At 32.3% G+C, this 25,078-nt stretch carries 19 protein-coding genes; 16 read left to right on the forward strand and 3 right to left on the reverse strand.

From position 1 onward, the window contains the following. The first annotated feature begins 32 nt into the window (after positions 1-32). The 9 genes from secD (at position 33) to B5D16_RS00275 (ending at position 14,869) form a co-directional block, all read left to right on the forward strand. Positions 33-2,321 carry a protein translocase subunit SecD gene (gene secD, locus B5D16_RS00235; protein ID WP_078764946.1) on the forward strand — a complete coding sequence of 763 codons (2,289 nt, stop codon included), beginning with the start codon at positions 33-35 and terminating at the stop codon, positions 2,319-2,321. Between the two features lie 84 nt (positions 2,322-2,405). Continuing rightward, positions 2,406-4,187, forward strand: coding sequence for a single-stranded-DNA-specific exonuclease RecJ (recJ, locus tag B5D16_RS00240; protein ID WP_078764947.1), 1,782 nt, complete (start codon positions 2,406-2,408; stop codon positions 4,185-4,187). 52 nt (positions 4,188-4,239) lie between these two features. After that, entirely contained in the window at positions 4,240-4,764 is a 525-nt protein-coding gene (locus B5D16_RS00245) for an adenine phosphoribosyltransferase (RefSeq protein WP_078764948.1), read from the forward strand. A 55-nt stretch (positions 4,765-4,819) separates the two neighbouring features. Further along, the gene (locus B5D16_RS00250) at positions 4,820-7,099 is read left to right on the forward strand and encodes a RelA/SpoT family protein (protein WP_242942962.1); all 2,280 of its coding nucleotides are present in this window, start codon (positions 4,820-4,822) and stop codon (positions 7,097-7,099) included. 22 nt (positions 7,100-7,121) lie between these two features. Then, positions 7,122-7,745 carry an MBL fold metallo-hydrolase gene (locus B5D16_RS00255; protein ID WP_078764950.1) on the forward strand — a complete coding sequence of 208 codons (624 nt, stop codon included), beginning with the start codon at positions 7,122-7,124 and terminating at the stop codon, positions 7,743-7,745. Then, positions 7,739-9,802, forward strand: a complete 2,064-nt coding sequence (gene hemZ / locus B5D16_RS00260) for a coproporphyrinogen dehydrogenase HemZ (protein WP_159444238.1) — start codon at positions 7,739-7,741, stop codon at positions 9,800-9,802. The genes B5D16_RS00255 and hemZ overlap by 7 nt, the downstream gene beginning before the upstream one ends. A 68-nt stretch (positions 9,803-9,870) precedes the next feature. Beyond that, on the forward strand, positions 9,871-11,115 hold the full coding sequence (hisS, locus tag B5D16_RS00265; RefSeq protein ID WP_078764951.1) for a histidine--tRNA ligase: 1,245 nt from the start codon (positions 9,871-9,873) through the stop codon (positions 11,113-11,115). A 140-nt stretch (positions 11,116-11,255) separates the two neighbouring features. Continuing rightward, positions 11,256-13,052 (forward strand): aspartate--tRNA ligase, encoded by a 1,797-nt coding sequence (aspS, locus tag B5D16_RS00270; protein ID WP_078764952.1) that lies wholly within the window; start codon positions 11,256-11,258, stop codon positions 13,050-13,052. 89 nt (positions 13,053-13,141) lie between these two features. Then, the gene (locus B5D16_RS00275; protein ID WP_078764953.1) at positions 13,142-14,869 is read left to right on the forward strand and encodes an ABC transporter ATP-binding protein; all 1,728 of its coding nucleotides are present in this window, start codon (positions 13,142-13,144) and stop codon (positions 14,867-14,869) included. Between the two features lie 352 nt (positions 14,870-15,221). Here the strand turns inward: B5D16_RS00275 and B5D16_RS00280 are convergent, their stop codons facing one another. Continuing rightward, positions 15,222-16,733: a Mur ligase family protein gene (locus B5D16_RS00280; protein ID WP_078764954.1), complete on the reverse strand. Its 1,512-nt coding sequence runs from the start codon at positions 16,731-16,733 to the stop codon at positions 15,222-15,224. Between the two features lie 54 nt (positions 16,734-16,787). Further along, positions 16,788-18,050 (reverse strand): carboxylate--amine ligase, encoded by a 1,263-nt coding sequence (locus B5D16_RS00285; protein WP_078764955.1) that lies wholly within the window; start codon positions 18,048-18,050, stop codon positions 16,788-16,790. Positions 18,051-18,284: 234 nt separating this feature from the next. Here B5D16_RS00285 and asnB point away from each other — a divergent pair, with 234 nt between their 5' ends. The 7 genes from asnB (at position 18,285) to B5D16_RS00320 (ending at position 24,745) form a co-directional block, all read left to right on the forward strand. Continuing rightward, positions 18,285-20,159: an asparagine synthase (glutamine-hydrolyzing) gene (gene asnB / locus B5D16_RS00290; protein ID WP_078764956.1), complete on the forward strand. Its 1,875-nt coding sequence runs from the start codon at positions 18,285-18,287 to the stop codon at positions 20,157-20,159. 93 nt (positions 20,160-20,252) lie between these two features. Then, positions 20,253-21,491: a serine hydroxymethyltransferase gene (locus B5D16_RS00295; protein ID WP_078764957.1), complete on the forward strand. Its 1,239-nt coding sequence runs from the start codon at positions 20,253-20,255 to the stop codon at positions 21,489-21,491. 157 nt (positions 21,492-21,648) lie between these two features. Then, a complete protein-coding gene (gene aroC, locus B5D16_RS00300; RefSeq protein ID WP_078764958.1) occupies positions 21,649-22,743 on the forward strand; it encodes a chorismate synthase in 1,095 nt (364 codons plus the stop codon). 127 nt (positions 22,744-22,870) lie between these two features. Continuing rightward, positions 22,871-23,500 carry a TetR/AcrR family transcriptional regulator gene (locus tag B5D16_RS00305; RefSeq protein ID WP_078764959.1) on the forward strand — a complete coding sequence of 210 codons (630 nt, stop codon included), beginning with the start codon at positions 22,871-22,873 and terminating at the stop codon, positions 23,498-23,500. A gap of 22 nt (positions 23,501-23,522) precedes the next feature. Continuing rightward, on the forward strand, positions 23,523-24,239 hold the full coding sequence (locus tag B5D16_RS00310) for a flavodoxin family protein (RefSeq protein WP_078764960.1): 717 nt from the start codon (positions 23,523-23,525) through the stop codon (positions 24,237-24,239). 77 nt (positions 24,240-24,316) lie between these two features. Continuing rightward, positions 24,317-24,454, forward strand: coding sequence for a helix-turn-helix domain-containing protein (locus tag B5D16_RS00315; protein ID WP_078764961.1), 138 nt, complete (start codon positions 24,317-24,319; stop codon positions 24,452-24,454). Between the two features lie 75 nt (positions 24,455-24,529). Next, the gene (locus B5D16_RS00320) at positions 24,530-24,745 is read left to right on the forward strand and encodes a DUF6061 family protein (RefSeq protein WP_479723667.1); all 216 of its coding nucleotides are present in this window, start codon (positions 24,530-24,532) and stop codon (positions 24,743-24,745) included. A gap of 70 nt (positions 24,746-24,815) precedes the next feature. On the opposite strand, the gene B5D16_RS00325 is transcribed toward B5D16_RS00320, so the two are convergent. Beyond that, positions 24,816-25,046: a thioredoxin family protein gene (locus B5D16_RS00325; RefSeq protein WP_200803899.1), complete on the reverse strand. Its 231-nt coding sequence runs from the start codon at positions 25,044-25,046 to the stop codon at positions 24,816-24,818. Positions 25,047-25,078 lie beyond the last annotated feature (32 nt).

A 25,078-nucleotide genomic window follows, 5' to 3' on the forward strand; every position in this document is an offset into this window, starting at 1 on the left:
AAGTTATAAAGAACTAAAGGAAGGTTAGTAAAATGAAAAACAGTAAGTTAAAAAGCGCTTTAGTGTTGCTTCTTACTTTATGTATCATTGCAGGAAGTTGTGTAGTTGCTGCAATTGGTATTGGTAAGAGACATTCAGGTAGCGCTAAGAATATTCAGCAGGGTCTTGATCTTAAGGGTGGTGTTAGTATCACATTTGAGATTAAGAATGATGAGTTTACAAAGAAAGAATTTAATGATACTATTAGAAAACTTCAAATGCGTGTAGATGCATTTAGTACAGAATCTTTAGTATATAAAGAAGGCGATAATAGAATTTGTGTTGATGTTCCAGGTCAAACAGATGCTAAAACAGTCCTTGATGATTTAGGTAAGCCGGGTTCTTTATATTTTGTAACTGATGTTACATCTGAGTACAAAGAAGGTGAATCAGATTATGAGGTTCATAAAGTTAAAGGTAGTGATGGTAAGGAAACTATTTATAGAATTTGGCTTGATGGTAATGATATTGCGGATGCGAAAGGTAATGTTCAGGCAGACAAGGATACTCAGAAAAAAGAATATGTAGTTAACCTTGAAATGACAAAAGAAGGTACAAAGAAATTCGCTGATGCTACAAGAGAAAATTTAAATAAACCTATTGGTATTTTATATGATGATGAATTAGTTAGTAATCCAACTGTTAACAGTGTTATTACAGAAGGAAGCGCTGTTATCGAAGGACAGGAATCACTTGATGAAGCAGAACATCTTGCTTCAACAATTAGAATTGGTTCACTTTCACTTGAACTTAAAGAAATGTCACATAGAGTAGTAAGTGCTAAACTTGGTAGTGATGCATTAGCTAAGTCAATGAAAGCTGGTGCAATTGGTATTGCAATTGTAATTATATTCATGCTTTTTGTATATAGATTACCTGGTTTAGTTGCAGGCCTTTGTTTAACAGCTTATACTGCATTAATTTTATTAGTACTTAATGCATATAACTTAACATTATCACTTTCAGGTATTGCTGGTATTATCTTATCAATTGGTATGGCGGTTGATGCTAATGTTATTATATATGCCCGAATAAGAGAAGAAATTGCTGCGGGTAGAGATGTTGGAGCTTCAATTGAGTTAGGTTTCAAGAAAGCTGCTTCAGCTATTTTAGATGGTAATATTACAACAATTATTGCTGCATTTGTTCTTATGTGGAAGGGTTCAGGTACAATTAAAGGATTCGCTCAGACTCTTGCAATTGGTATTGCTCTTTCAATGTTTACATCACTTGTTGTTGCTAGAATTTTAGTTAAGGCATTATATAACTTGGGATTAAAGGCTCCAGGTTTATATGGTAAGGAAAAAACAAGAAAAGTATTTGATTTTGTAAGTAAGAGAGGAATTTGTATTGCTCTTTCAGTGATTGTTGTTGGTGTTGGTGTTGCATTTATGGCTATTAATGCAAACAAAGGTGAAGGTCCATTCTACTTCAGTATTGAGTTTAAGGGTGGTCAGTCTACTACTGTTGAATTTAATAAAGATTATACAGTAGATGAATTTAATGATAAGATTAAACCTGCAGTTGCAAAAGCAATAGGTAGCGATGATGTTCAGGGACAGAAAGAAGTAAATTCAAATAGTTATGTTATTAAAACATCAGAATTAACAGACGAAAAGTTTGATGCTATGAAAAAGACTCTTAAAGATGAGTTTGGTGCAATTGATTCAGATGATAATTTCGATGATACATTTATTTCAGCTACAGTTGGTGATGAAATGAGAAAGGATGCTGTTGTTGCAACAGTTCTTGCAACAATTTGTATGCTTATCTATATCTGGTTCAGATTTAAGGATTTAAAGTTTGCTTTATCAGCTGTTACAGCTTTAGTACACGACGTTTTAGTTGTTATTGCATTCTATGCAATTTCAAGAACAATTGTTGGTACAACATTTATAGCATGTATACTTACAATCGTAGGTTATTCAATTAATGCTACAATCGTTATTTTCGATAGAATTAGAGAAAATCTTACTCTTAATACTGAAAAGAATATCGATTATAAAGCAATTGTTAATAAGAGTATTACACAGACTCTTACAAGAAGTATTTATACTTCACTCACAACATTTGTTACAATCGCTATGATTTATGTAATGGGTGTAAATTCAATTAGAGAATTTGCTCTTCCAATGATGGTTGGTATTATCTGTGGTGCTTATTCATCTGTTTGTATTACAGGTTCATTATGGTATATGATGAAAACTGGTGGCAAGAAAGATGATCCAAAAAAAGTTACTACAAAAAAAGAAACAACTAAGGAAGTAGTTAAGGAAGCATAATATTGCTAATATAAGATTTAAATAAATAACAAGCTCCGCAAATACGGAGCTTGTTGTTTTTAGAAAACATATGTGAGGAAGCACATGGGAGAAAAGCGTTATAAAGTATATGCTAAGAAAGCAGATTTTAGAGGACTTGGAGATAAATACAATATAGATCCTGTTGTTATAAAGGTGTTAACTAACAGAGGTGTTACTGAAGATAAGATAGAGAACTATATAAAACCATCGCTTGATAATATACATGATCCATATTTGTTTGAAAACATGAAGGAAACTGTTGAACTTATAATAAAACATGTTCTTTCAAAAAAGAAAATATATGTTGTATCTGATTATGATGTTGATGGTGTATGTTCAGGTTTTATATTATCAGATTATTTATGTTTGATTGGTGGAGAAGTAGTTAATATTATTCCAGATAGAATTAAGGATGGATATGGAATTAATAAAAATCATATAGATATTGCTTTTAATGATGGGGCTTCTTTAATTATCACAACTGATAATGGGATAGCTGCAATTGAGGCGGTTTCTTATGCTAAGGAAAAGGGTTTAGATGTTATTGTTACTGATCATCATGAGGTACCAAAAGTAATTGATGAAAATGGTGATAGTAAGTACATATATCCAGAAGCTGATTATATAATTAATCATAAAGTTCCAGATTGTAAATATCCATTTAAAGATATGTGCGGAACTGGAGTGGCTTATAAATTAATTCTTGCAATTAATGAATATATTAAGTTATCTCTTGATACAAGTTTTGATTCTAAGTTTGATGAATATATTCAGTTTGTTGCGCTTGCTACGGTATGTGATATTGTTAGTCTTACAGATGAAAATAGAGATATGGTAAGCGCTGGCCTAAAACTTATGAAAAATACTAAAAATCTTGGTCTTAAAAGTCTTATTGAAGCTACGGGGATTAAGAAGGATAGTATTAGTTCATATCACTTAGGGTTTATTCTAGGTCCGTGTGTGAATTCATCTGGACGATTAGATACTGCTAATCTGTCTCTTGAATTATTTAAAACAAGTGATGAACAAAGAGCGAAAAAGATAGCTAGTGAACTTGCTGAACTTAATAATGAACGCAAAGACATGACTGAAAAGAATACAAAAATTGCAGTTGATATGGCAGCAAATGATACTAACAACATTTTAGTTTTGTATTTAGAGGATTGTCATGAAAGCATAGCTGGTATTGTAGCAGGAAGAGTTAAAGAAGTTTATTATAAGCCAGTAATAGTATTTGCAGGTAAGGCTAGTGATGGCATAATAAAAGGATCAGCTCGTTCAATTGATTCTTTTAATATATTTGATGGTATTACAAAGGTAAAAGATTTAACAGTTAAGTTTGGTGGTCATAAGATGGCTGCTGGTCTTTCGATTAAATACGATGATTTAAAAGAATTTAGGACTAGAATTAATAGTGAGAATATATTAAGTGAAGAGGATTTGATTGAGACAATTTACATTGATTGTAAGATGCCACTTGACTATATTTCTTATAAGCTTATTGATGATTTATCAGTACTTGAACCTTTCGGTAAAGACAATAATAAGGCAATATTTGGTCTTAGTAACATAAAAGTCAAAAAAATTCAGATTTTTGGTGCAAATAATAACGTTTTAAGGTTTGATTTAATCACAGATAGTGGTAAAATAGTAAGTGCAGTTATGTTTACAGATGCATTTGCTAAAGTTGCCTTATTAGAAGAAAAATATGGTAAGAATGAAGTTAATAAGGCACTTGCTGGTAAGGATAATAATGTTAGAATTAACATATTGTATTATCCGATGATTAATGAATTTAGGGATGTAAAGAGCATACAGGTAAATATAACGAATCTAGTTTTTTAAATGGTGCATTTTAATTGTTTACTTTTATGAAATATATAGTGAGAGGTTAGATATGAAAAAACTTGAAGATTATGTAGTAAGTATTCCTGATTTTCCAAAAGCAGGAATTATATTTAGAGATGTAACATCAATTATAAGTGATAAGGATGGTCTTAAACTTGCAATTGATAGTTTGGTAGATAATGTTAAAGATTTGGATTTTGATATAGTAATTGGACCTGAATCAAGAGGTTTTATATTTGGTATGCCTGTTGCTTATAATTTAGGTAAAGCATTTGTTCCAGTAAGAAAGCAGGGAAAACTTCCTAGAGAAGTTATTAGTAGAGAGTATGACCTTGAATATGGTAGTGCTATTATTGAGATGCATAAGGATGCCATAAAACCTGGTGATAAGGTTGTTATTATAGATGACTTGATTGCTACAGGTGGAACAATCGAGGCAATTATAAAAATGGTTGAAGAACTTGGTGGTGAGGTTGTAGGAATCTCATTCGTTATGGAACTAAAAGGGCTTAATGGTAGGGATAAGCTTAAGGGATATAATGTAACATCTTCAATTGCTTATGAAGGAAAATAATGTTGGGGTAACACAATATAAATTAACGGAGAACTTTATGGATAATGAAAACATTATGCAAAACATTATAGAGCATAAGGAGTTTAGTGATAGTAATGATATTTCTTCTAATCTATCACCTGAACAATTATATGATAACCTTATTAAGATTATAAAAATGTATCATCCATCTGATGATATTTCTATGATTGAAAAAGCATATAATGTTGCAAAAGAATGTCATGGTGAACAAAAAAGAAAATCTGGCGAACCATATATTATTCATCCATTATCAACAGCTATTATTCTTGCAGAATTAGAACTTGATAAGGAAACAATTGTGGCTGGCCTTCTTCATGATGTCATCGAAGATACAACAATGACAAAAGAAGAGGTTACAGAGATATTTGGTGATGACGTTGCTCAGCTAGTTGATGGTGTTACAAAACTTACTCAGTTATCATATGATACTGATAAGGTTGAGGAACAGGCTGAAAACTTACGTAAGATGTTTCTTGCTATGGCAAAGGATATCAGAGTTATATTAATTAAACTTGCTGATAGACTTCATAACATGAGAACTTTACAGTTCATGAAACCGGAGAAGCAGAAAGAAAAAGCAAGGGAGACTATGGATATTTATTCTCCTATTGCTAATCGTCTCGGTATTTCAAAAATTAAAACAGAACTTGATGACTTATCACTTAAGTATTTAGAACCAGATATTTATAATACTTTAACAGAAGATGTAAGTAGAAGAGTTGAATATAAAGAAGACTTCATTAATGAACTTATGAATGAAGTTAGAACATATATTGAAGAAGCAGGTATTAAGGCTGAAATTAATGGTAGAGTTAAACATTATTTTAGTATTTATAAAAAGATGATTACTCAGGATAAGACATTAGATCAGATTTATGATATATTTGCTGTTCGTATTATAGTTGATAATCTTAGAGACTGTTATGCAGCTCTTGGTATTATCCATGAGAAGTATACGCCAGTTCCTGGTAGATTTAAAGATTATATTGCAATGCCAAAACCTAATATGTATCAGTCGTTGCATACAACTTTAATTAGTAAGGTTGGTCAGCCTTTTGAGATTCAGATTAGAACTCATGAGATGCATAGAGTTGCTGAGTATGGTATCGCTGCTCATTGGAAATATAAAGAGAACATATCAGGTGGTGGAGATAACGAAGAAGAGAAACTTAGCTGGTTAAGACAGATTCTTGAGTGGCAGAGAGACTTTGAAGATAATAAGGAATTTATGTCTCTTCTTAAGGATAATCTTAATCTTTTCTCAGAACACGTATATTGTTTTACACCTAATGGTGATGTTAAAACACTTCCTGCAGGTTCAACACCTGTTGATTTTGCATATATGATTCATAGTGCCGTTGGTAATAGAATGATTGGTGCAAGAGTTAATGGAAGAATGGTAAATGTTGATTATAAATTACAGAATGGTGATAGAATTGAGATTGTTACATCTCAAAATTCTCAGGGACCAAGTCTTGATTGGCTTAAGATTGTTAAAAGCCCACAGGCTAAAAGTAAGATTAATCAATGGTTTAAGAGTGTAAATAAAGAAGATAATTTTCTACGTGGTAAGGATCTTCTTGAAAAGTATTTAAAGAGTAAGGGATATAATCCATCCGATGTATTAAAACCAGAGTATACAGATGTTTGTGTACGTAAGTATGGATATAAAGAGTGGGATGCAATTGTTGCGGCTATTGGTCATGGTGGACTTAAGGAAGGACAGGTTGCAAACCGATTACTTGAAGAATATGAAAAGATAAAAGCTAAAGATAAAGTACTAAGTGATCAGGACATTATCGATAGCATTAATAATAGTGAAGCAGCTACTAAAACTAAGGAGAGAGTATCTAAAGGCGGCATTGTTGTTGAAGGAATTCATGACGTTGCTGTTAGATTTTCACGATGTTGTAGTCCTGTTCCAGGTGATGAAATTATAGGTTTTGTTACTAGAGGAAGGGGCGTTTCAATCCATAGAACGGATTGTATTAATATTCTTAATCTACCTGATTTTGAAAGAAACAGACTTATTGAAGCGACTTGGCAAGGACAGGATATTATTAAAAATGAGGAATATGCAACAGAAATTACTGTTTATGCAAATGATAGAACGGGTATGCTTAATAGCGTAACTAAAGTTCTTGCAGAAAGTGATAAGAATATTATTTCTCTTAATGTTAGACCTAATAAACAAGGTATAGCCACAATTAATGTTAGTTTTAATATTAAAAATGTAGCTGAACTTGAGAAGATTACAGGTAAAATAAGAATGATAGATGGTGTTATAGATATAGAAAGAACAACGGGAATGTAAATTACAGTTAAAGGGTGTGCGTATGAGCGAAATTAAAATCAAGAAGATGATTCTTGGTGTAATTGATACAAATCTATATATTGTTTATGATAATGAGAAAAAAGAAGCTGTAATAATTGATCCTGCTGATGAACCAGGAAGAATAATGAATGCTATAAAAAAACTGGATGTTAAACCGGTTGCAATCTTTTTAACACATGGTCATTATGATCATATTTTGGCAGCAAATTTTTTGAAAAATTATTATCATATTCCAATTGTAGCACATAACAGAGAGAAGACTTTGCTTAAGAATAGTAATTTAAATTTGTCAGCAGAGAATGATTGCTCAACTAAAGTTTATCCGGATATATTTGTTAAGGATAAAGAAGAAGTGGAAGTTGGAGGTATGACATTTAAAGTTTTTTATACTCCAGGTCATACTGCTGGAAGTTGTTGCTATTACATGGAAAGTGAAAAAATTATGTTTAGCGGAGATACTATGTTTGCAGGTACGTGTGGTAGATGTGATTTGCCGACTGGTGATCCTGTAAGAATGGCTAAATCAATTGAAAAATTATTAAAACTATCTGATGAAGTTGTTGTCTTTCCTGGACATGGCGATCAGACAGTTATTGGGATTGAAAGGTTTTATTATCAATGGTAATTATAAACATTAATCCTTTGGATTTTAAATATGATATTGAAACATTAAGTAGAGCTTTTTATCCGGGAGAGAGATTCTTTGTTAACAAGGAAGTTGATATTGATGAAGATAAAAAGGTGATAATTGATGTTACATTTGCTGAAAATAAAATAAACATAAAATTAAATGATAGTGAGAGAAGCACAGAAGCAGATTTTGATGATAGAGCAGATACAAAGAATCGTCTAAAGAGGCTTCTGTATTCTATGTTAGTAGATGAAACGGAAAAAGTTCTTCCTTGGGGAACGCTTACAGGCATTAGACCAATTAAACTTGCGCTTTCAAAATTAGAAGATGGCATGGATGAAGAAGATGTGCTTGATTTTATGGAAGAAGAGTATTTAGCATCTGAGGAAAAATCAAAACTTGCTCTTAAGATTGCTAAAAGAGAAGCTGAAGTTTTATCTGAATTTGAATATAAGGATGGATACAGTCTTTACGTTGGAATTCCATTTTGTCCAAAAAGATGTATATATTGTTCATTTGCTTCAAATGACATAGAAGAAAAGGGTGATAAAGTTGAGGATTATTTAGAAGCATTGAAAAAGGAATTATCCTATATAGCAAATGCATGTAATGAACTTAAACTTTATACAATATATGTTGGTGGTGGTACACCAACAGCTCTTAATGCATTACAGTTAGATGAGTTGCTTAAATTTATAACAAGAACATTTAATTTAACGTACTTAAGAGAGTTTACGGTTGAAGCCGGAAGACCTGATACGATTGACGAAGATAAACTTAATGTTATGAAAAAGTATGGAGTAAGCAGGATTTCAATTAATCCGCAGACTATGAATGATAAGACATTAAAACTTATTGGAAGAAATCATACAGTTAAGGATGTTTATGAAGCATTTGCTCTAGCAAGGGAATATGGATTTAATAATATAAATATGGATTTTATATTAGGACTTCCAGAAGAAACAATAGAGGATGTTAGAAATACGATGGAACAGGTTTTGACACTTAAACCGGAAAGTATTACAATACATTCACTTGCCATAAAGAGAGGTGCTAAACTTCAGACTGATAGCGAAGAATATAAGGATTTAACTTTTAAGAATAATGAAGAGATGATGAATCTTGCGAGCAAATACGCTCGTGAACTTGGTATGAATCCTTATTATTTATATAGACAGAAGAATATTGCGGGAAATCTTGAAAATGTAGGTTACTCTAAATATGGATATGAGTGTCTTTATAATATTTTAATCATGGAAGAAAAACATAATATCATTGCTGCTGGTGCAGGCTCTGATAGTAAATTTGTTATTTATCATGATGAAGAAGATTATGAAGGTGAGCATAATCCTGAAGTGTTTAGAGTTTGTGATGTAAAGGATTTAGATAATTATATCGATAGAATTGAAGAAATGATTGAACGTAAGAGAGAGTTTATAAAAGAAAATTATAATACTTATAGTATTGATAAGGATAAGCTAGAATCAGACATGATTGATAACATTCATCATGGTATTTTAGTAAGTAATCTAGCAAGAATGCTTGGTAAGGAAATAGGACTTGCTGACGATAAATGTTATGATTTAGCTGTTGCAGGTGTTTTGCATGATATAGGGAAACTAAGACTTGCAGAATACTTGTATGGTAAGGATAGAGATTCATTATCCATTGAAAAAATGCGACACATCAGGATGCATTCAAGTTTAAGTTATGATATAATCAAGGATATGGATTTTTCAGCCCTTGTAAAGGAATCAGTTTTATATCATCATGAAAACTATGATGGAACAGGATTTCCTAGGAATTTAGAGGGTGAAGATATTCCACTTGGAGCAAGAATCATTAGAGTATGTGATGTATTTGCTGCACTTGTTTCAAGAAGATCTTATAGAGATGCATTTGATATTGATAGTGCTTTAAATCTTTTAATAAATGAGGTTAAGCATTTTGATATGCATATATTCCTTGCATTTCAGCGTATGATTAATAGAGAAGAAGTAAGGGAAAAAGTAAGGCATTTGCTACAGTATCAGGCAGATGATATGGATTAAGAGTTAGTTGTATTTTGATACTAACAATTAAAATGTGAAGAATATAATAATATAGAAAGAGGTTAGATATGATAACACAAGCACCTAGAGGAACACAGGATTGGTATGGAGAAAACATGCACAAGAGAACTCAGATTGAAAAAATCTGTCGTGATCTTGCAAAGGTTTACAACATGAAAGAAATTATAACACCAGTATTTGAACATACTGTATTATTTCAAAGAGGTGTTGGAGAAACTACTGATGTTGTTCAAAAGGAAATGTATACATTTACAGATAAGGGTGATAGAAGCATTACATTAAAACCAGAAGGAACAGCCGGAGCTATTAGAGCTTATCTTGAGCATAATTTATATGCTGAGCCAGCTCCAAAGAAGCTTTTTTATGTAACACCTGCATTTAGATATGAAAAACCACAGAGTGGTCGTCTTCGTCAGCATCATCAGTTTGGTGTTGAAATTGTAGGTTCAAAAAGTCCAATGGTTGAAGTTGAAATTATTACATTCATATCTGAGCTTATAAAGAGATTAGGCCTTAAGGATGCACACTTACACATCAATAGTATAGGTTGTGCTAATTGTAGAAAGACATATAATGATGCATTACTGAAATACTTAAAGGAACATGAGGGTGAATTATGCGAAACTTGTAGAGAGCGTATGCAAAAGAATCCTCTTAGAGTTATAGACTGTAAGGTTCCAAGTTGTAAGGAAATTGTTAAGGATGCTCCAAGAACAATTGATTATCTTGATGATGAGTGTAAGGAACACTTTGAAACATTAAAGAGCATGCTTGATAGCTTAAATATTGAATATACAATTGATACAGGAATTGTACGTGGACTTGATTACTATACAAAGACTGTATTTGAATTCGTTGATAGTGAAGGATTTACTCTTTCAGGTGGCGGAAGATATGATGGCCTTATTAGTGAAATAGATGAAAAACAGGATATACCTTCAGCTGGATTTGGTATGGGTATTGAAAGAATTCTATACTTCATGGAAAAAGAAGGCGTGGAGCTTGAAAAAGAAGATATTGTAGACTTATATGTTGGTGTTATGGGTGATAGCGCTAGAAGTAAGTCGTATGAAATTGTAAAAAAACTTCGTGAGGAAGGATTTATTATTGAAACAGATTATATGGATCGTTCAGTTAAGGCTCAGATGAAGTATGCTAATAAACTTCCTTGTAAGTATACAGTTATTATCGGTGATAATGAATTAGAAGCTGGTAAAGTTAATGTTAAAAACATGGAAACTGGTGAAAATACAGAAGTAGCAATTGATGAAATTGGAAGTTTACTAAAATAAGAATATAAAAATATGTGTATTTGTTGATTAATTAGTTTTGTTGTTTGATATTAATTAGTTATTGACAAATAAAAAAGATAAGTTTAATATATTGTAATTATATTATTTTGAGAAATAAATTTGATTAATGAGGTGAAACAATGGCAGAATCAATGAAAGGACTTCACAGAAGTCACAGATGTACAGAAGTATCTAATGAAAATATTGGACAAGAAGTAACCGTTATGGGTTGGGTTCAAAAGAGAAGAAATCTTGGTAGCTTAATCTTTATCGATTTACGAGATCGTAGCGGTATTTTACAGTTGGTATTTGATGATAGTACAAGTGATGCAGAGGTTCTTAAAAAGGCGAATGAACTTAGAAGCGAATATGTTATTGCTGCCACAGGTATTGTTAGAAAAAGAGATGGAGCAGTTAATAATGATTTAAAGACTGGTGATATTGAAATTGATGTTAAGACATTAAGAATTTTATCAGAGTCAGAAACTCCACCGTTCCCAATTGAGGAAAATAGCAATACAAAGGAAGAATTAAGACTTAAATATAGATATCTTGATTTAAGAAGACCTGATATGCAGAGAAACTTGATACTTAGAAGTAAGGTAACAACTTTTATGCGTAAGTTCTTAGAGAACGAAGGTTTCATAGAAATTGAAACTCCAATGCTTACAAAGTCTACACCGGAAGGTGCTAGAGATTATCTTGTTCCAAGTAGAGTTCATCCAGGTAACTTCTACGCACTTCCACAGTCACCGCAGTTATTTAAGCAGTTACTTATGTGCTCAGGATATGATAGATATTTACAGATTGTTAAGTGCTTTAGAGATGAAGACTTAAGAGCTGATAGACAGCCTGAATTTACACAGGTGGATATGGAATTGTCATTTGTTGATATTGATGATGTTATTGATGTTAATGAAAGATTACTTAAGAGTTTATTTAAAGAAGTTTTAGATGTTGATATTGAACTTCCAATTAAGCGTATGACTTACAAAGAAGCTATGGAAAGATATGGTTCAGATAAGCCTGATACTAGATTTGGCATGGAACTTGTTAATGTAAGTGATGTGGTTAAGGATTGTGAATTTGGTGTATTTGCTAATGCTATTAAGGATGGTGGTACTGTTAGAGGTATTAACGCTACTGGCCAGGGTAATATGCCAAGAAAGAAAATTGATAAATTAGTTGAGTTCGTTAAGGGTATTGGTCTTAAGGGACTTGCTTACATACAGATTGCTGATGATGGCAGCATAAAGTCTTCATTTGCTAAGTTTATGAAGGATGAAGAGATGGATGCACTTATTAAGGCTATGGATGGTAAGAATGGTGATTTATTATTATTCGCAGCTGATAAGACTAAGTTAGTATTTGATTGTCTTGGTGCACTTCGTCTTGAACTTGCAGACCAGATGGGAATTATTGATGAAGATAAATTTAATTTCCTTTGGGTTACAGAATTCCCACTTTTTGAATACTCAGAAGAGCAGGAAAGATTTGTTTCAATGCATCATCCATTTACAATGCCTATGGAAGAAGACCTTGATTTACTTGATAGTGATCTTGGCGCAGTTCGTTCAAAGGCTTATGATATCGTTCTTAATGGATATGAACTTGGTGGTGGTTCAGTAAGAATTCACCAGGGTGATATTCAGGAGAAGATGTTTGAAAAACTTGGATTTACAAAGGAAGATGCTCATGAGAGATTTGGTTTCTTACTTGATGCATTTAAGTATGGAGTACCACCTCATGCAGGACTTGCATTTGGTCTTGATAGACTTATAATGCTTATGGCTAAGAGAGATAACATTAGAGAAGTAATTGCATTCCCTAAGGTTAAGGATGCAAGTTGTCTTATGACAGATGCTCCTAATGTTGTTGATGAAAAGCAGATGGAAGAGTTATGCTTGGCTAGTACATATGTTGAAGAAAAAGAATAATATATAGTTATTAAAAATATAAAGATGACCGTGAATATTTACGGTCGTCTTTTATATATAGTTAAAGGTTTAAATTTTGGAGATTAGTTATGAAAGAAAATTTGAAGAAAATGGCTTCCTTTTATAAGCCATATATGGGAACGTTCATGCTTGATATGTTTTTTGCTTTTGTTGCATCAGGAATTGCACTTGTGATTCCTCTTACAGTTAGAAGTATTACAAGTGATTTATCTAAGGGCAATAAGAGCATGAATGCAGAGAAGATTTATATGATCGGTGCTATTTTAGTAGTGCTCGTTTTTATTCAGTTATTTGCTAATTATTATATTTCAAATTTTGGACATGTAATGGGTGCAAAGATTGAATATGATATGAGAGCAGAAATATTTAATCATTATCAGAAATTATCCTTTTCATTTTATGATGATCAAAAGATTGGTCAGCTTATGAGTAGAATAACAAATGATTTATTTGATATTACGGAACTTTTGCATCATGGACCAGAGAATATAGCAATATCATTTATTAAGATAATTGGTGCATTTATAATACTTACAAGTATCAGTTTGAAACTAACTATAGCAGCATTTGTTCTTGTTCCAATTATGTTTATTTATGCATTTATTTTAAATAAGAAAATGAAGAGAGCATTTAAAAAGAACAGAGTTGAAATTGCGGAAGTAAATGCTAGAATAGAAGACAATTTATCTGGAATTCGTGTGGTTAAATCCTATGCAAATGAAGATATTGAAAATGAAAAGTTTAAGATTGGTAATGACGGATTTTTAAGAGCTAAAAAAGAAAGCTATAAATATATGGGCTTGTATCACTCAGGACTTACAGCATTTACAATGCTTATAAATATTTGTGTTATTGTTGTAGGTGGAGTGCTTATGAGTAATCATAAACTTGCAGTTGCAGATTTTGTTGCATTTTTATTATATATTAATGTATTTACTGATCCTATAAAAACACTTATTGATTTTACAGAACAGTTCCAAAATGGTTATTCAGGATTTGAAAGATTTATGGAAATTCTTAACATTGAACCTGATATTCAGGATAAGGAAGGTGCCGTTGAACTTGAAAATGTAAAAGGTGATATTGAGTTTAATGATGTTTCGTTTAAATATAATGATAATGCACATAGAGTATTAAGACATATTGATTTAAAAATACCACAGGGTCAATACCTTGCAATTGTAGGTTCATCAGGTGGTGGTAAAACTACTCTTTGTAGCTTAATACCAAGATTTTACGAAGTGACTAAAGGCAATATAAAAATAGATGGTAAAGATGTAAGAGATGTGACTCTACAAAGTCTTAGAGATAATATTGGTCTTGTTCAGCAGGATGTATATCTATTTAGTGGAACAATATTTGATAATATTAAGTATGGTAAGCCAGATGCAACTTATGAAGAAGTAGTAGAAGCAGCTAAAAATGCAAATGCTCACGATTTTATTATGAGTTTACCAGATGGATATAATACAGATATAGGTCAGCGAGGTGTTAAATTATCAGGTGGACAGAAACAAAGATTATCAATAGCCAGAGTATTCTTAAAGAACCCACCTATCTTAATATTTGATGAAGCAACAAGTGCACTTGATAATGAAAGTGAAAGCATTGTAAAAGAATCACTCGAAAAACTTGCAAAGAATAGAACAACACTTGTAATAGCTCACCGCTTATCAACAATTAAAAATGCTGATAAAATCATAGTCTTAACAGAAAATGGAATTGAAGAAACTGGAACTCATGAAGAATTATTAGCTAAAAACGGAATATACAAAGAACTTTATAGTTACACTTAATATTTTAAGTTAATAACCAAAGTGAATTCTATATTCTCTAGAACGGACCGTTGCGGGTCTCTACACTTAGTGAGAAAGATGTATTTTGTTAAGAAGTTTATTTAGCTGCATAACGTGAAGTGTTATGTGATGAGTAAGTGAAGTGGTGCATAAGTGCTTGCACTTAAATGCATTACTTTACTTGCTCATTATGTAATACTTGTATTATACGGATGAAATGAATAAATCATATAAAAAACAATAACTTTCGAACTTAATGTGGCTAGGGGCAGCCCGCACCGTGCGCGAGCTGAGTCCGGGATAGATAATATAAATTCACGTGGTAATTAACTTTAAAGAAAAAAGATACTTACTATTGTAAGTATCTTTTTACGTATTCTACATCTGATGGGCAATCGAGGTATTCGTGACCGTACTTTTGGCGCGTTTCGTTGCCTTTGCCTGTGATTAGAATAATTGTTTTATGATTAGATGCTTTGGCATCTTCGATAGCTTTTTTGATTGCTTCACCACGATCCTCGATAAGTTCGTATGGACAGTTTCCTTTTGAAACATAAGAAGCAATTTCATTTGATATTTCAATAACTGGTTCATCACCAGGATCCTCTGCACAAATATAAACTTTCTTTGAATATTCACCAGCTATAAGACCTAAATCTCTACGCCTGATCTGAGCCTTGTATCCAGGACAACCAAAGATTGCATAGATATCATATTCAGGATATTCCTTTTTAGTAGAAGAGTAGAGAGTATCAAAACTTAACTTGTTGTGAGCATAATCAACAACAGCAATTATACTCTTGTCGCTATTTTCATAAAGTTCCATTCTTCCGCTTGAACGAGCAAGTGAAATACCTTTTTTAATATATTTAATTGGAATGTTATATTCAAGTGCAACTGCAATAGCAGCAAGTGCATTTTCAACATTGAAAAGACCTGGCATAGTTAGAAGAAATTCTTCATCAAAGGCTTTGGTTTTAACATTAAAACTAATTCCATCAGAAGTCTTTTTAATGTTATATCCATAAATATCACATTCATTTATATCAATTTTTAAATTATCTTCATGACCAAAAATAATTACATTTTCAGAAGCAGAAGCGGCAGTTTTTATTTCATCAAAATTATCAGAATTAGCACAAATAAAAGCTGTTTTAGTCTGCTTGAAGATTCTTAACTTGCTGTGGAAGTAATCATTAAAATCCTTGTGTTCAATATCGCTTATGTGATCTTCTGAAATATTTAAAAAGATACCACAATCAAATACAATCTCATCAACTCTGTTATATTTAAGAGCTTGTGATGAAACTTCCATTTCAAGATAAGTAATACCTGAATTAACTGCATTATTAAAATGCATAAATAATTCCATTGACTCAGGAGTAGTGATATGTGATTCTTTATTAATTACGCCATCATAAACATCAATAGATGAAATAACAGCACTTTCTTTACCACCTGAGTTTTTCATATATTCATCAATAATTGATTTAATGTAATAAGCAGTAGTTGACTTACCCTTTGTACCAGTTATCCCCGTCATATGTAACTTTTTAAAAGGTGCATCATAATAGAGATTTGCTATTAAAGGCATGCACTCTCTAATGTTTTTAACAATAATGTATGAACAATCAACATCGTATTTTTTCTCACTAACATAGCAAGTTGCGCCTTTGCTTATGGCATCTTTAAGGTAATCTTCCTTAAAAGTAGCGCCCTTACAGATGAAAAGAGTATTAGCAACAACTTCCTTTGAATTATAAGTTGTAAAATCAACAACCGCTTCTTCAACAAATGCAGATTCAACAACCTGTTCTTTTTCATTTAATAAATTATAAAAATCTTTTAATGTATATTTTTTCATATTTAACCTTATATTAATTCAATGCATAATTTGCATTAAAGTATTCTTTATATTTTAGTTTATTTCAATATTCTCTTCAGGTAATTTAACTTCGTTATATTCTTCTGGATGGTAATACTTTTTGTACTTTCCATAGTGAGAGAAGTGCTGTTTTACCATACGAATCCATCTCTTGAAAATGAAATCACCCTTAAGGAATACTGGATTAACAACTTCCTTTTTCTGGAAGAGAGTATTAAGCATTTCAATATTCTTAGGATCTTTTACATATGTATATGCTACCTTCTTTGGAACAACCAACCATAAGTGAGGCTGCTTAGCAACTTTTAACTGTAAAATGTTGTGATTTACATATTCTTCAACGATGCATTCAGCAATGTTAAAGCCTGAACCAGTAACATAGAAATTACTACGTCCCTGTCTTGTATTGATTTCGAAGAATTTGTACTTGCCATCTCTTGAATCGTACTTAATGTCGAAGTTTGAAAAACCGACATAATTTAAATCCTTTAAAAGAGCAGTAACTTTTGAAGTTAATTCTTCGTTATATTCTGTAATAATAACAGCATGATTACCCTGACCGTGAGGTGTGTGTTCCTCTAATAAAACGTGACCTAAACATACAAGTTTAACTTCACTATTTTGATCACTGTAGCAAGTCATAACATGCATGTTTTCATCATTGCCAGGAATCATATCCTGAATAATCAAAGAATCAGTATAACCTGAAGCATAAATCTCCTTCATGGTCTTAATTAATTCTTCCTTTGTATCTATCTTATATACCTTGTTCTGAGTTTTAAAAGGACATTCCCAATAAAGAATACCATTAGATGGCTTTAAGATAACAGGGAAGTGGAAATCGAGTTCGAAATCAAATCCCATGTCTTCCTTATGAACAAATGTCTTTGGATAATCAAGTCCATGCTTATCGCAAAGTTCATAGAATAAATCCTTCTTCTGAAGCTGATACATTAAATCATAACTAATGTATGGAGCAATGCAGTTTTCAGGAAGTTCTGATAAGTGTCTACTTATAAGAGCAACGTAGCTATCTCCACAACCTACAAGGATAATCTTCTTATTAGCAAATGCTGTTGCCATGGATTTAACGGTCTTCATAAAAAAATCATCCTCTTCAATACGAGGATTAGCACTGTAAATTGTAATCTTACTGTTGCAACTTGGACCGTTATTATACTTACCAAATACGTAAGATTTAACCTTATATTTTTCGTAAAATGCTCTGGCAACACTATATGTATTTATATCGCCACCAAAAAGAACAGGAATAAAATCCTTACTTTCAAATTTCATAATAGAATCCTTTCCGAAGAAACATAGAAAGATATTATGTCTTTAATTATTTCTTATTTTTATTGAATTACATAACATATTATATAATATCTCAAAAAAAAATCAATATTTAGATAAAAACCTTGTAAAATGAATTGCTAAGCACAATTTGTTGTGGTATTATTTATAGTGATAGTTTTTTCTAGGATATAATGAAAACTCTATCATAAAAGACTACAAGATGGAGGATATATCATGTGCGGTTTTGTAGGTTTTACTGGGCCTCTCGCTGATAAACAGAGTGTGATTGATGAGATGTTAAATCGTATTCATCATAGAGGACCAGACTGGCAGGATAGTTACATTGATGATGACGTTGTTTTAGGATTTGCTAGACTAAGTATCATCGACCTTGAAGGTGGTAGACAGCCTATGGAGAATGAGGATGGTTCAATGGTTCTTGTTTTCAATGGCGAAATCTATAACTTCCAAGGGATTAGGGAAGAATTAATAGAAAAAGGGCATGTTTTCAAAACAAGAAGTGATTCAGAAGTTTTGCTTCATGGTTATGAAGAATATGGTCCTGAACTTTTAAATAAACTTAGGGGTATGTTTGCATTTACTATTTGGGATAAGAAGAAGAAAAAGCTTTTTGGAGCTAGAGACTTCTTTGGAATTAAACCATATTATTATGCAAATATGAATGGCACATTTTTCTTTGGTAGTGAAATAAAAGGATTTTTACCTCATCCAAACTTTAAGAGAGAAGTTAATGAGGAATTATTACCTGATTATTTAACATTTGGTTGTATCCCAGGATATGACACTATGTTTAAGAATGTACATAAATTACCACCAGCTCATTATTATGAATGGCAGGATGGTAAGATGACAATTACAAGATATTGGCAGCCTACATTTAACTTTGATTATGAAAAATCATATGATCAGTTTGTTGATGAAATTTCAGAAACATTTAAGGAATCAGTTAAAACTCATATGATTGCTGATGTAGAAGTTGGAAGTTTCTTATCATCAGGTGTTGATTCAAGTTATGTGGCTTGTGAAGTATCAAAACTTCAGAAAGTTAGAACTTATACAATTGGATTTGCTAATTTAAAATATAGCGAAGCTGATGATGCTAAGTTTTTAGCTGATGAAATTCATGTTGAAAATAATAGAATTTTAATAGATGCTGATGATTACTTTAATAGTATTCAGGCAGTGCAGTATCACTTAGATGAACCACTTGGTAATACAAGTGCTAATAACCTTTATTATTTATCTGAATTTGCGTCAAGAGATGTAAAGGTTGTTCTATCTGGTGAGGGAGCTGATGAAATGTTCGGTGGATATAACGTTTATAAAGAACCATTATCACTTGAATCATATCAGAAGAAAGTTCCTAAATTTGTTAGAAAGATGATTGCAGGTGTTGTTAAGCCAATGCCTGATTTTAAGGGTAGAAACTTCTTTATAAGAGGAAGTAAGACTGTAGAAGAAAGATACATTGGTAACTCTAATGTATTTAAAGTTGGTGAGAGAGATAAGTATTTAAAGAAGAAATACAAATCACAGCCACCTACATGGTTTACAAAGAAGTTTTATGATGAAGCTAAAGATTATGATGATATTACAAAGATGCAGTATTTAGATATTCATGGATGGATGGTTCAGGAAATTTTACTTAAGGCTGATAAGATGAGTATGGCTAATTCGCTTGAACTTAGAGTACCATTCCTTGATAAGGAGATATTTGCTCTTTCTAATACACTTCCAGCTAATTATAAAGTTAGTTTAAAGAATACAAAGCTTGCACTAAGAAGTGCTGCTAATAGGGAAATGAATGAGATTTCAGCTAATAGAAAGAAGCTAGCATTCCCAACACCTATTCCTGATTGGCTTAAGGAAGAAAAGTATTATAATTTAGTTAAGGAATATTTTACAAGTGAAACAGCTAATAAATACTTTAATACTGATAAGCTTGTTGAACTACTTGAAGATCATAGAGCTGGAAAGAGATTTAAAGTTTCAAAGATTTGGGTTGTTTTATCTTTCCTTGTATGGCATAAAGTGTTCTTTGAAGGTGGAGATGAAAAACTTGTAAATGAAAAGAAGGCTAGTGCATAAGTTGTTTATGCGTATTGTAAAATTGAATTTAAAAATGTACTTATAGATAAACTAAGAAAGGAGAGTATGATTATTTAATCATACGAGGAATTTATGTTTTCATTTGATTATGTTAAAAACTTTGATCCAGAACTTGCTGCTGCAATGGATGATGAACTTCAGAGACAGAGAGATCACATCGAACTTATTGCATCAGAGAACATTGTAAGTGAAGCAGTTATGGCTGCTATGGGTAGTCATCTTACAAACAAGTATGCAGAAGGTTACCCAGGTAAGAGATATTATGGTGGATGTGAGTATGTTGACGTTGTTGAAACACTTGCAATTGAAAGAGCTAAGAAGTTATTCAATTGTGACTATGTAAATATTCAGCCACATTCAGGTGCACAGGCTAACATGGCAGTTTTATTTGCTATGATTGAGCCAGGCGATACTATTATGGGTATGAGTCTTGCACATGGTGGACATTTAACACATGGTTCACCTGTTAATATGTCAGGTAAGTATTTCAATGTTGTTCCATATGGTACGGACGATAATGGATACATTGATTACGATGAAGTATTAAAGATTGCTAAGAAGTGCAAGCCAAAGCTTATCATTGCTGGTGCTTCAGCTTATCCAAGAGCAATTGACTTTAAGAAATTCAGAAAGATTGCAGATGAAGTAGATGCATATCTTTTCGTAGATATGGCTCACATTGCAGGTTTAGTTGCTGCAGGTGTTCATATGAGCCCAATTCCTTATGCTGATGTTGTTACAACAACAACACATAAGACACTTAGAGGACCAAGAGGTGGTATGATTCTTTGTAACCAGGAAGCTGCTGAACAGTTTAACTTCAATAAGGCAGTATTTCCAGGTATGCAGGGTGGTCCACTTATGCATGTTATCGCAGCTAAGGCTGTATGTTTAAAAGAAGCATTAGATGATTCATTCAAAGAATATGGTAAGAACGTTGTTGATAATGCTCAGGCACTTGCTAAGGGACTTATGGATAGAGGATTTAACTTAGTATCAGGTGGTACAGATAATCACCTTATGTTAGTTGACCTTCAGAACATGGGTGTTACTGGTAAGGATTGTGAAAAACTTCTTGATGCAGCAAATATCACATGTAACAAGAATGCAATTCCTAACGATCCTAAGAGTCCATTTGTTACAAGTGGTATCAGAATTGGTACTCCTGCAATCACAACACGTGGTATGAAGACAGAAGATATGGATGCTATCGCTGAAGCTATTTCACTTCTTGTTAAAGATGTTGATGCTAATAAAGCTAAGGCTATGGAAATTGTTAAGACTCTTACAGATAAGTATCCATTATACTAAGATAGTAGTAAATTGATACTAAGAGTTTTATAATACTAGTTTTATATAGTATTAGTATTTTAGATTTTATATTTTATATTTGAATATTTTATAATGAATATTGTTCAAGGTGTATGTAGTTACATACACCTTGAAGTGTAATTATACGGAGGTTAATATGGCAGGTTCAAGTATTGGAACTATATTTAAAATATCTACATGGGGTGAGTCCCATGGCAAAGCACTTGGAGTTGTAGTTGATGGATGCCCAAGTGGTTTAGAACTATGTGAGGAAGATATTCAAGTCTTTCTTGATAGAAGAAAACCAGGTCAGTCTAAATTTACAACAAAGAGAAGTGAAGGAGATAAAGTAGAAATTCTTTCAGGTGTATTTGAAGGAAAGACTACAGGAACTCCTATTTCTTTAATCGTTAGAAATGAAAGTCAAATTTCAAAAGATTATAGTAATATTGCGCAAGTGTACAGACCTGGGCATGCTGATTTTACCTTCGATGCTAAATATGGATTTAGAGATTATCGTGGTGGTGGAAGATCGTCAGGTAGAGAAACTATTGGAAGAGTATGTGCAGGTGCCATTGCTAGTAAGATATTAAAACAGATGGGAATAGAAATCTTAGCATACACTAAGTCAATTGGAGATATTGAAATAGAAACATTTGCTAAGGAAGAAATAAATAATAATAAACTTTATATGCCTGATGCTAAGGCTGCTGATAAAGCATCTAAATACCTTGAAGAACTTATGAATAATGGTAATTCTTCAGGTGGAACTGTAGAGTGTGTAATTAGTGGCGTTCCGGCAGGAATTGGTGATCCGGTTTTTGATAAACTTGATGCAAATCTTGCTAAGGGTATTATGTCAGTTGGAGCTGTTAAGGCTGTTGAGATTGGCGCTGGTGTAGATGCTTCAAAGATGACAGGCGTTGATTCTAATGATGGTTTTATAAATGAAGATGGAACTATTAAAAAGACAAGAAACAACGCAGGTGGTATCTTAGGTGGTATCAGTGATGGTAGTGATATAATTATTAAGGCTTCATTTAAACCAACACCATCTATTTATTCAAAACAGTCTACTGTTAATAAGAATGGTGAAAACATCGACATAGAAATTGCAGGTCGTCATGATCCAATCATAGTTCCAAGAGCTGTGGTTGTTGTGGAATGTATGGCAGCAATTACAATCCTTGATGCTATGTTTGTAAATATGAGCAGTAAACTTGATAATATAGTTGATTTTTATGCAGAATAATAAAATGCTATCTTACTTGGAAGTTTTCTTAGTAGGATAGCATTTATTTTTTTTGTGCTTGACAGCTAATTTAAATTAGCCTATAATTAAGCTAATCAGAATTAGCTAAATAGAAAGAGGACAAATTATGAATACAAAAGAAAGAATAATAGATGAAGCTTTGACTTTGTTTTCTGAAAAGGGATATGCAAATGTTTATGTTGCAGATATTGCAGAGAGAGTAGGAATTAAGGCTCCGTCGCTTTATAAGCATTATAAAAATAAGCAAGCAATTTTTGATGCGATTATTGATGGTATGAAAAAAAGATTTTTAGAGCAGGCGGGTTCACTTCAGATTAATGGAGAGGATGCTTCAATAGATGCTGAAATATATAAAAATATATCTGAAGAACAATTGATTGAACTTGGTACTAAGTTGTTTTTGTATTTCTTACATGATGATTATACGAGACGTTTTCGTAAGATGCTTACTATTGAACAGTTTCATGATAAACAGTTAGCAGATGTATATATGAAGCAGTATGTGGATGAGCCGTTATCATATCAAGGGATGCTTCTTGGTATGATTGTATCATCAGGTGTGTTACAGACAGATAATGTAGAAATTATGACATTACATTTTTATGCTCCAATTTATATGTTGCTCACAATTTGTGATAGGGAGCCAAGTAGAGAAGAGGAGTCATTAAAAATACTTAAAGAACATATAAGACAGTTTAACAAGTTGTATTCAAGAAAAGTGAAGAATAATAAGTAAAAAGAGATAATGGAGGGAGATTATGAAAATTACAGTAATTAATGGAACAGAAAAACATGGTGTAACATACAAAATGAAGGAGATATTTCTTGAGGAGTTTAAAGATAGTGCAGAAATCACAGAGTATTATCTTCCTAAGGATTGTCCAGGTTTTTGTGTTGGATGTACGAAGTGTTTTATGTGTAGAGAAGATGAATGCAAGGATGCTCAATATGTTCAAAAGATTGAAAAATCTCTTCTTGAAGCAGATTTATTAGTGTTTACTTCACCAGCCTATGTTTTCCATACAACTGGAGCAATGAAATCCATGCTTGATCACTTTGGATATCGCTGGATGCCGCATCGTCCAGCTAAAGAAATGTTTGGGAAACGTGCGGTGATTATTACACAGTGTCTTGGCTCTGGTGGAAAATCTACTGCTAAGGATATAAAGGATAGTCTTTCATGGTGGGGCATATCATATATAAAGATATGTTCATTTAAATTAATGAGTGAAATTCATTGGGATAAAATTCCTGAAAAGAAACGTGAAGAATTTACAAAGAAATTGAAAGCATTTGCTAAGAAGATGAATTCAATCAATTATTTAAAACCAGCAAATACAAATCTAAGTACAAAAATGAAGTTTTATATAGTTCGTATGTTGCAAACAAGCTTAGGTAAAGATAATCCAGAATATACTGATTTTAAGTATTGGAAGGCAAATGGATGGATTGGTAAAGAAAGGCCTTGGAAATAGAGTAAAAAGAACTCTACGTTAAGTAGGTACCATAAATAAATAGATTAAATTATAATCTGTTCATGGAGGTGAAAGATATGGACCAATATGTAACAGGAGCAGTAATTAAAAAGCTGTGTGAGAAGAATGATTTAACACAGATGCAATTTGTTACTAAGTTAGGTGTGAGTGATAAAACAGTATCTAAATTGGAGACGGGAGTTTCACATAGTTAATGATATTACTCACAGCCCACGCTTACATAAACATGCTTAAACTGCGAATAAGAAAGAAGGCATGGTATTATGAACATGGTACACGCAGAATACAATCCAAAATACAATAGCATAGACATCAACCATTACGAGGGTTACATAATCCGCATTGATTGCAACAAAGCAGAGGAAGGACTAAAGATCACACCAGGGCATGAAGGAATATTGGATGCTTTGGCGATAGATAATCCTTTGGAATATGCGACAATGTACTTAGAGGGAAGTATGCAGAGCTGGATGGATTGCGAATAAATTGTAAAAACAAAGGCAGATGATTTTTTCATTCAGAAATCATCTGCCTTATAAAAATAAAAAGGGGAGTTTATTCCAACAAATTCTGTATATCTTTACTTTTAAGTACTTTCCCTGTGGAAACAACCTTTTCGTCTACCACTAATGCAGGCATACTCATTACACCATAGGACATTACCTTTTCCATATCTGTAATGTACTCTACCTCTGCTGAAATGTTTCTTTCTGAAACAGCCTTTTTTGTTTCTTCATAAAGTGCTTTACAGCTTTTACAGCCCGATCCTAAAATTTTAATGTTCATTATAAAATCCTCCATTCTTTTATTTGTTTTAT

The sequence above is a fragment of the Eubacterium uniforme genome, assembly GCF_900167115.1.
Classification (GTDB): Bacteria; Bacillota; Clostridia; order Lachnospirales; family Lachnospiraceae; genus Eubacterium_S; species Eubacterium_S uniforme.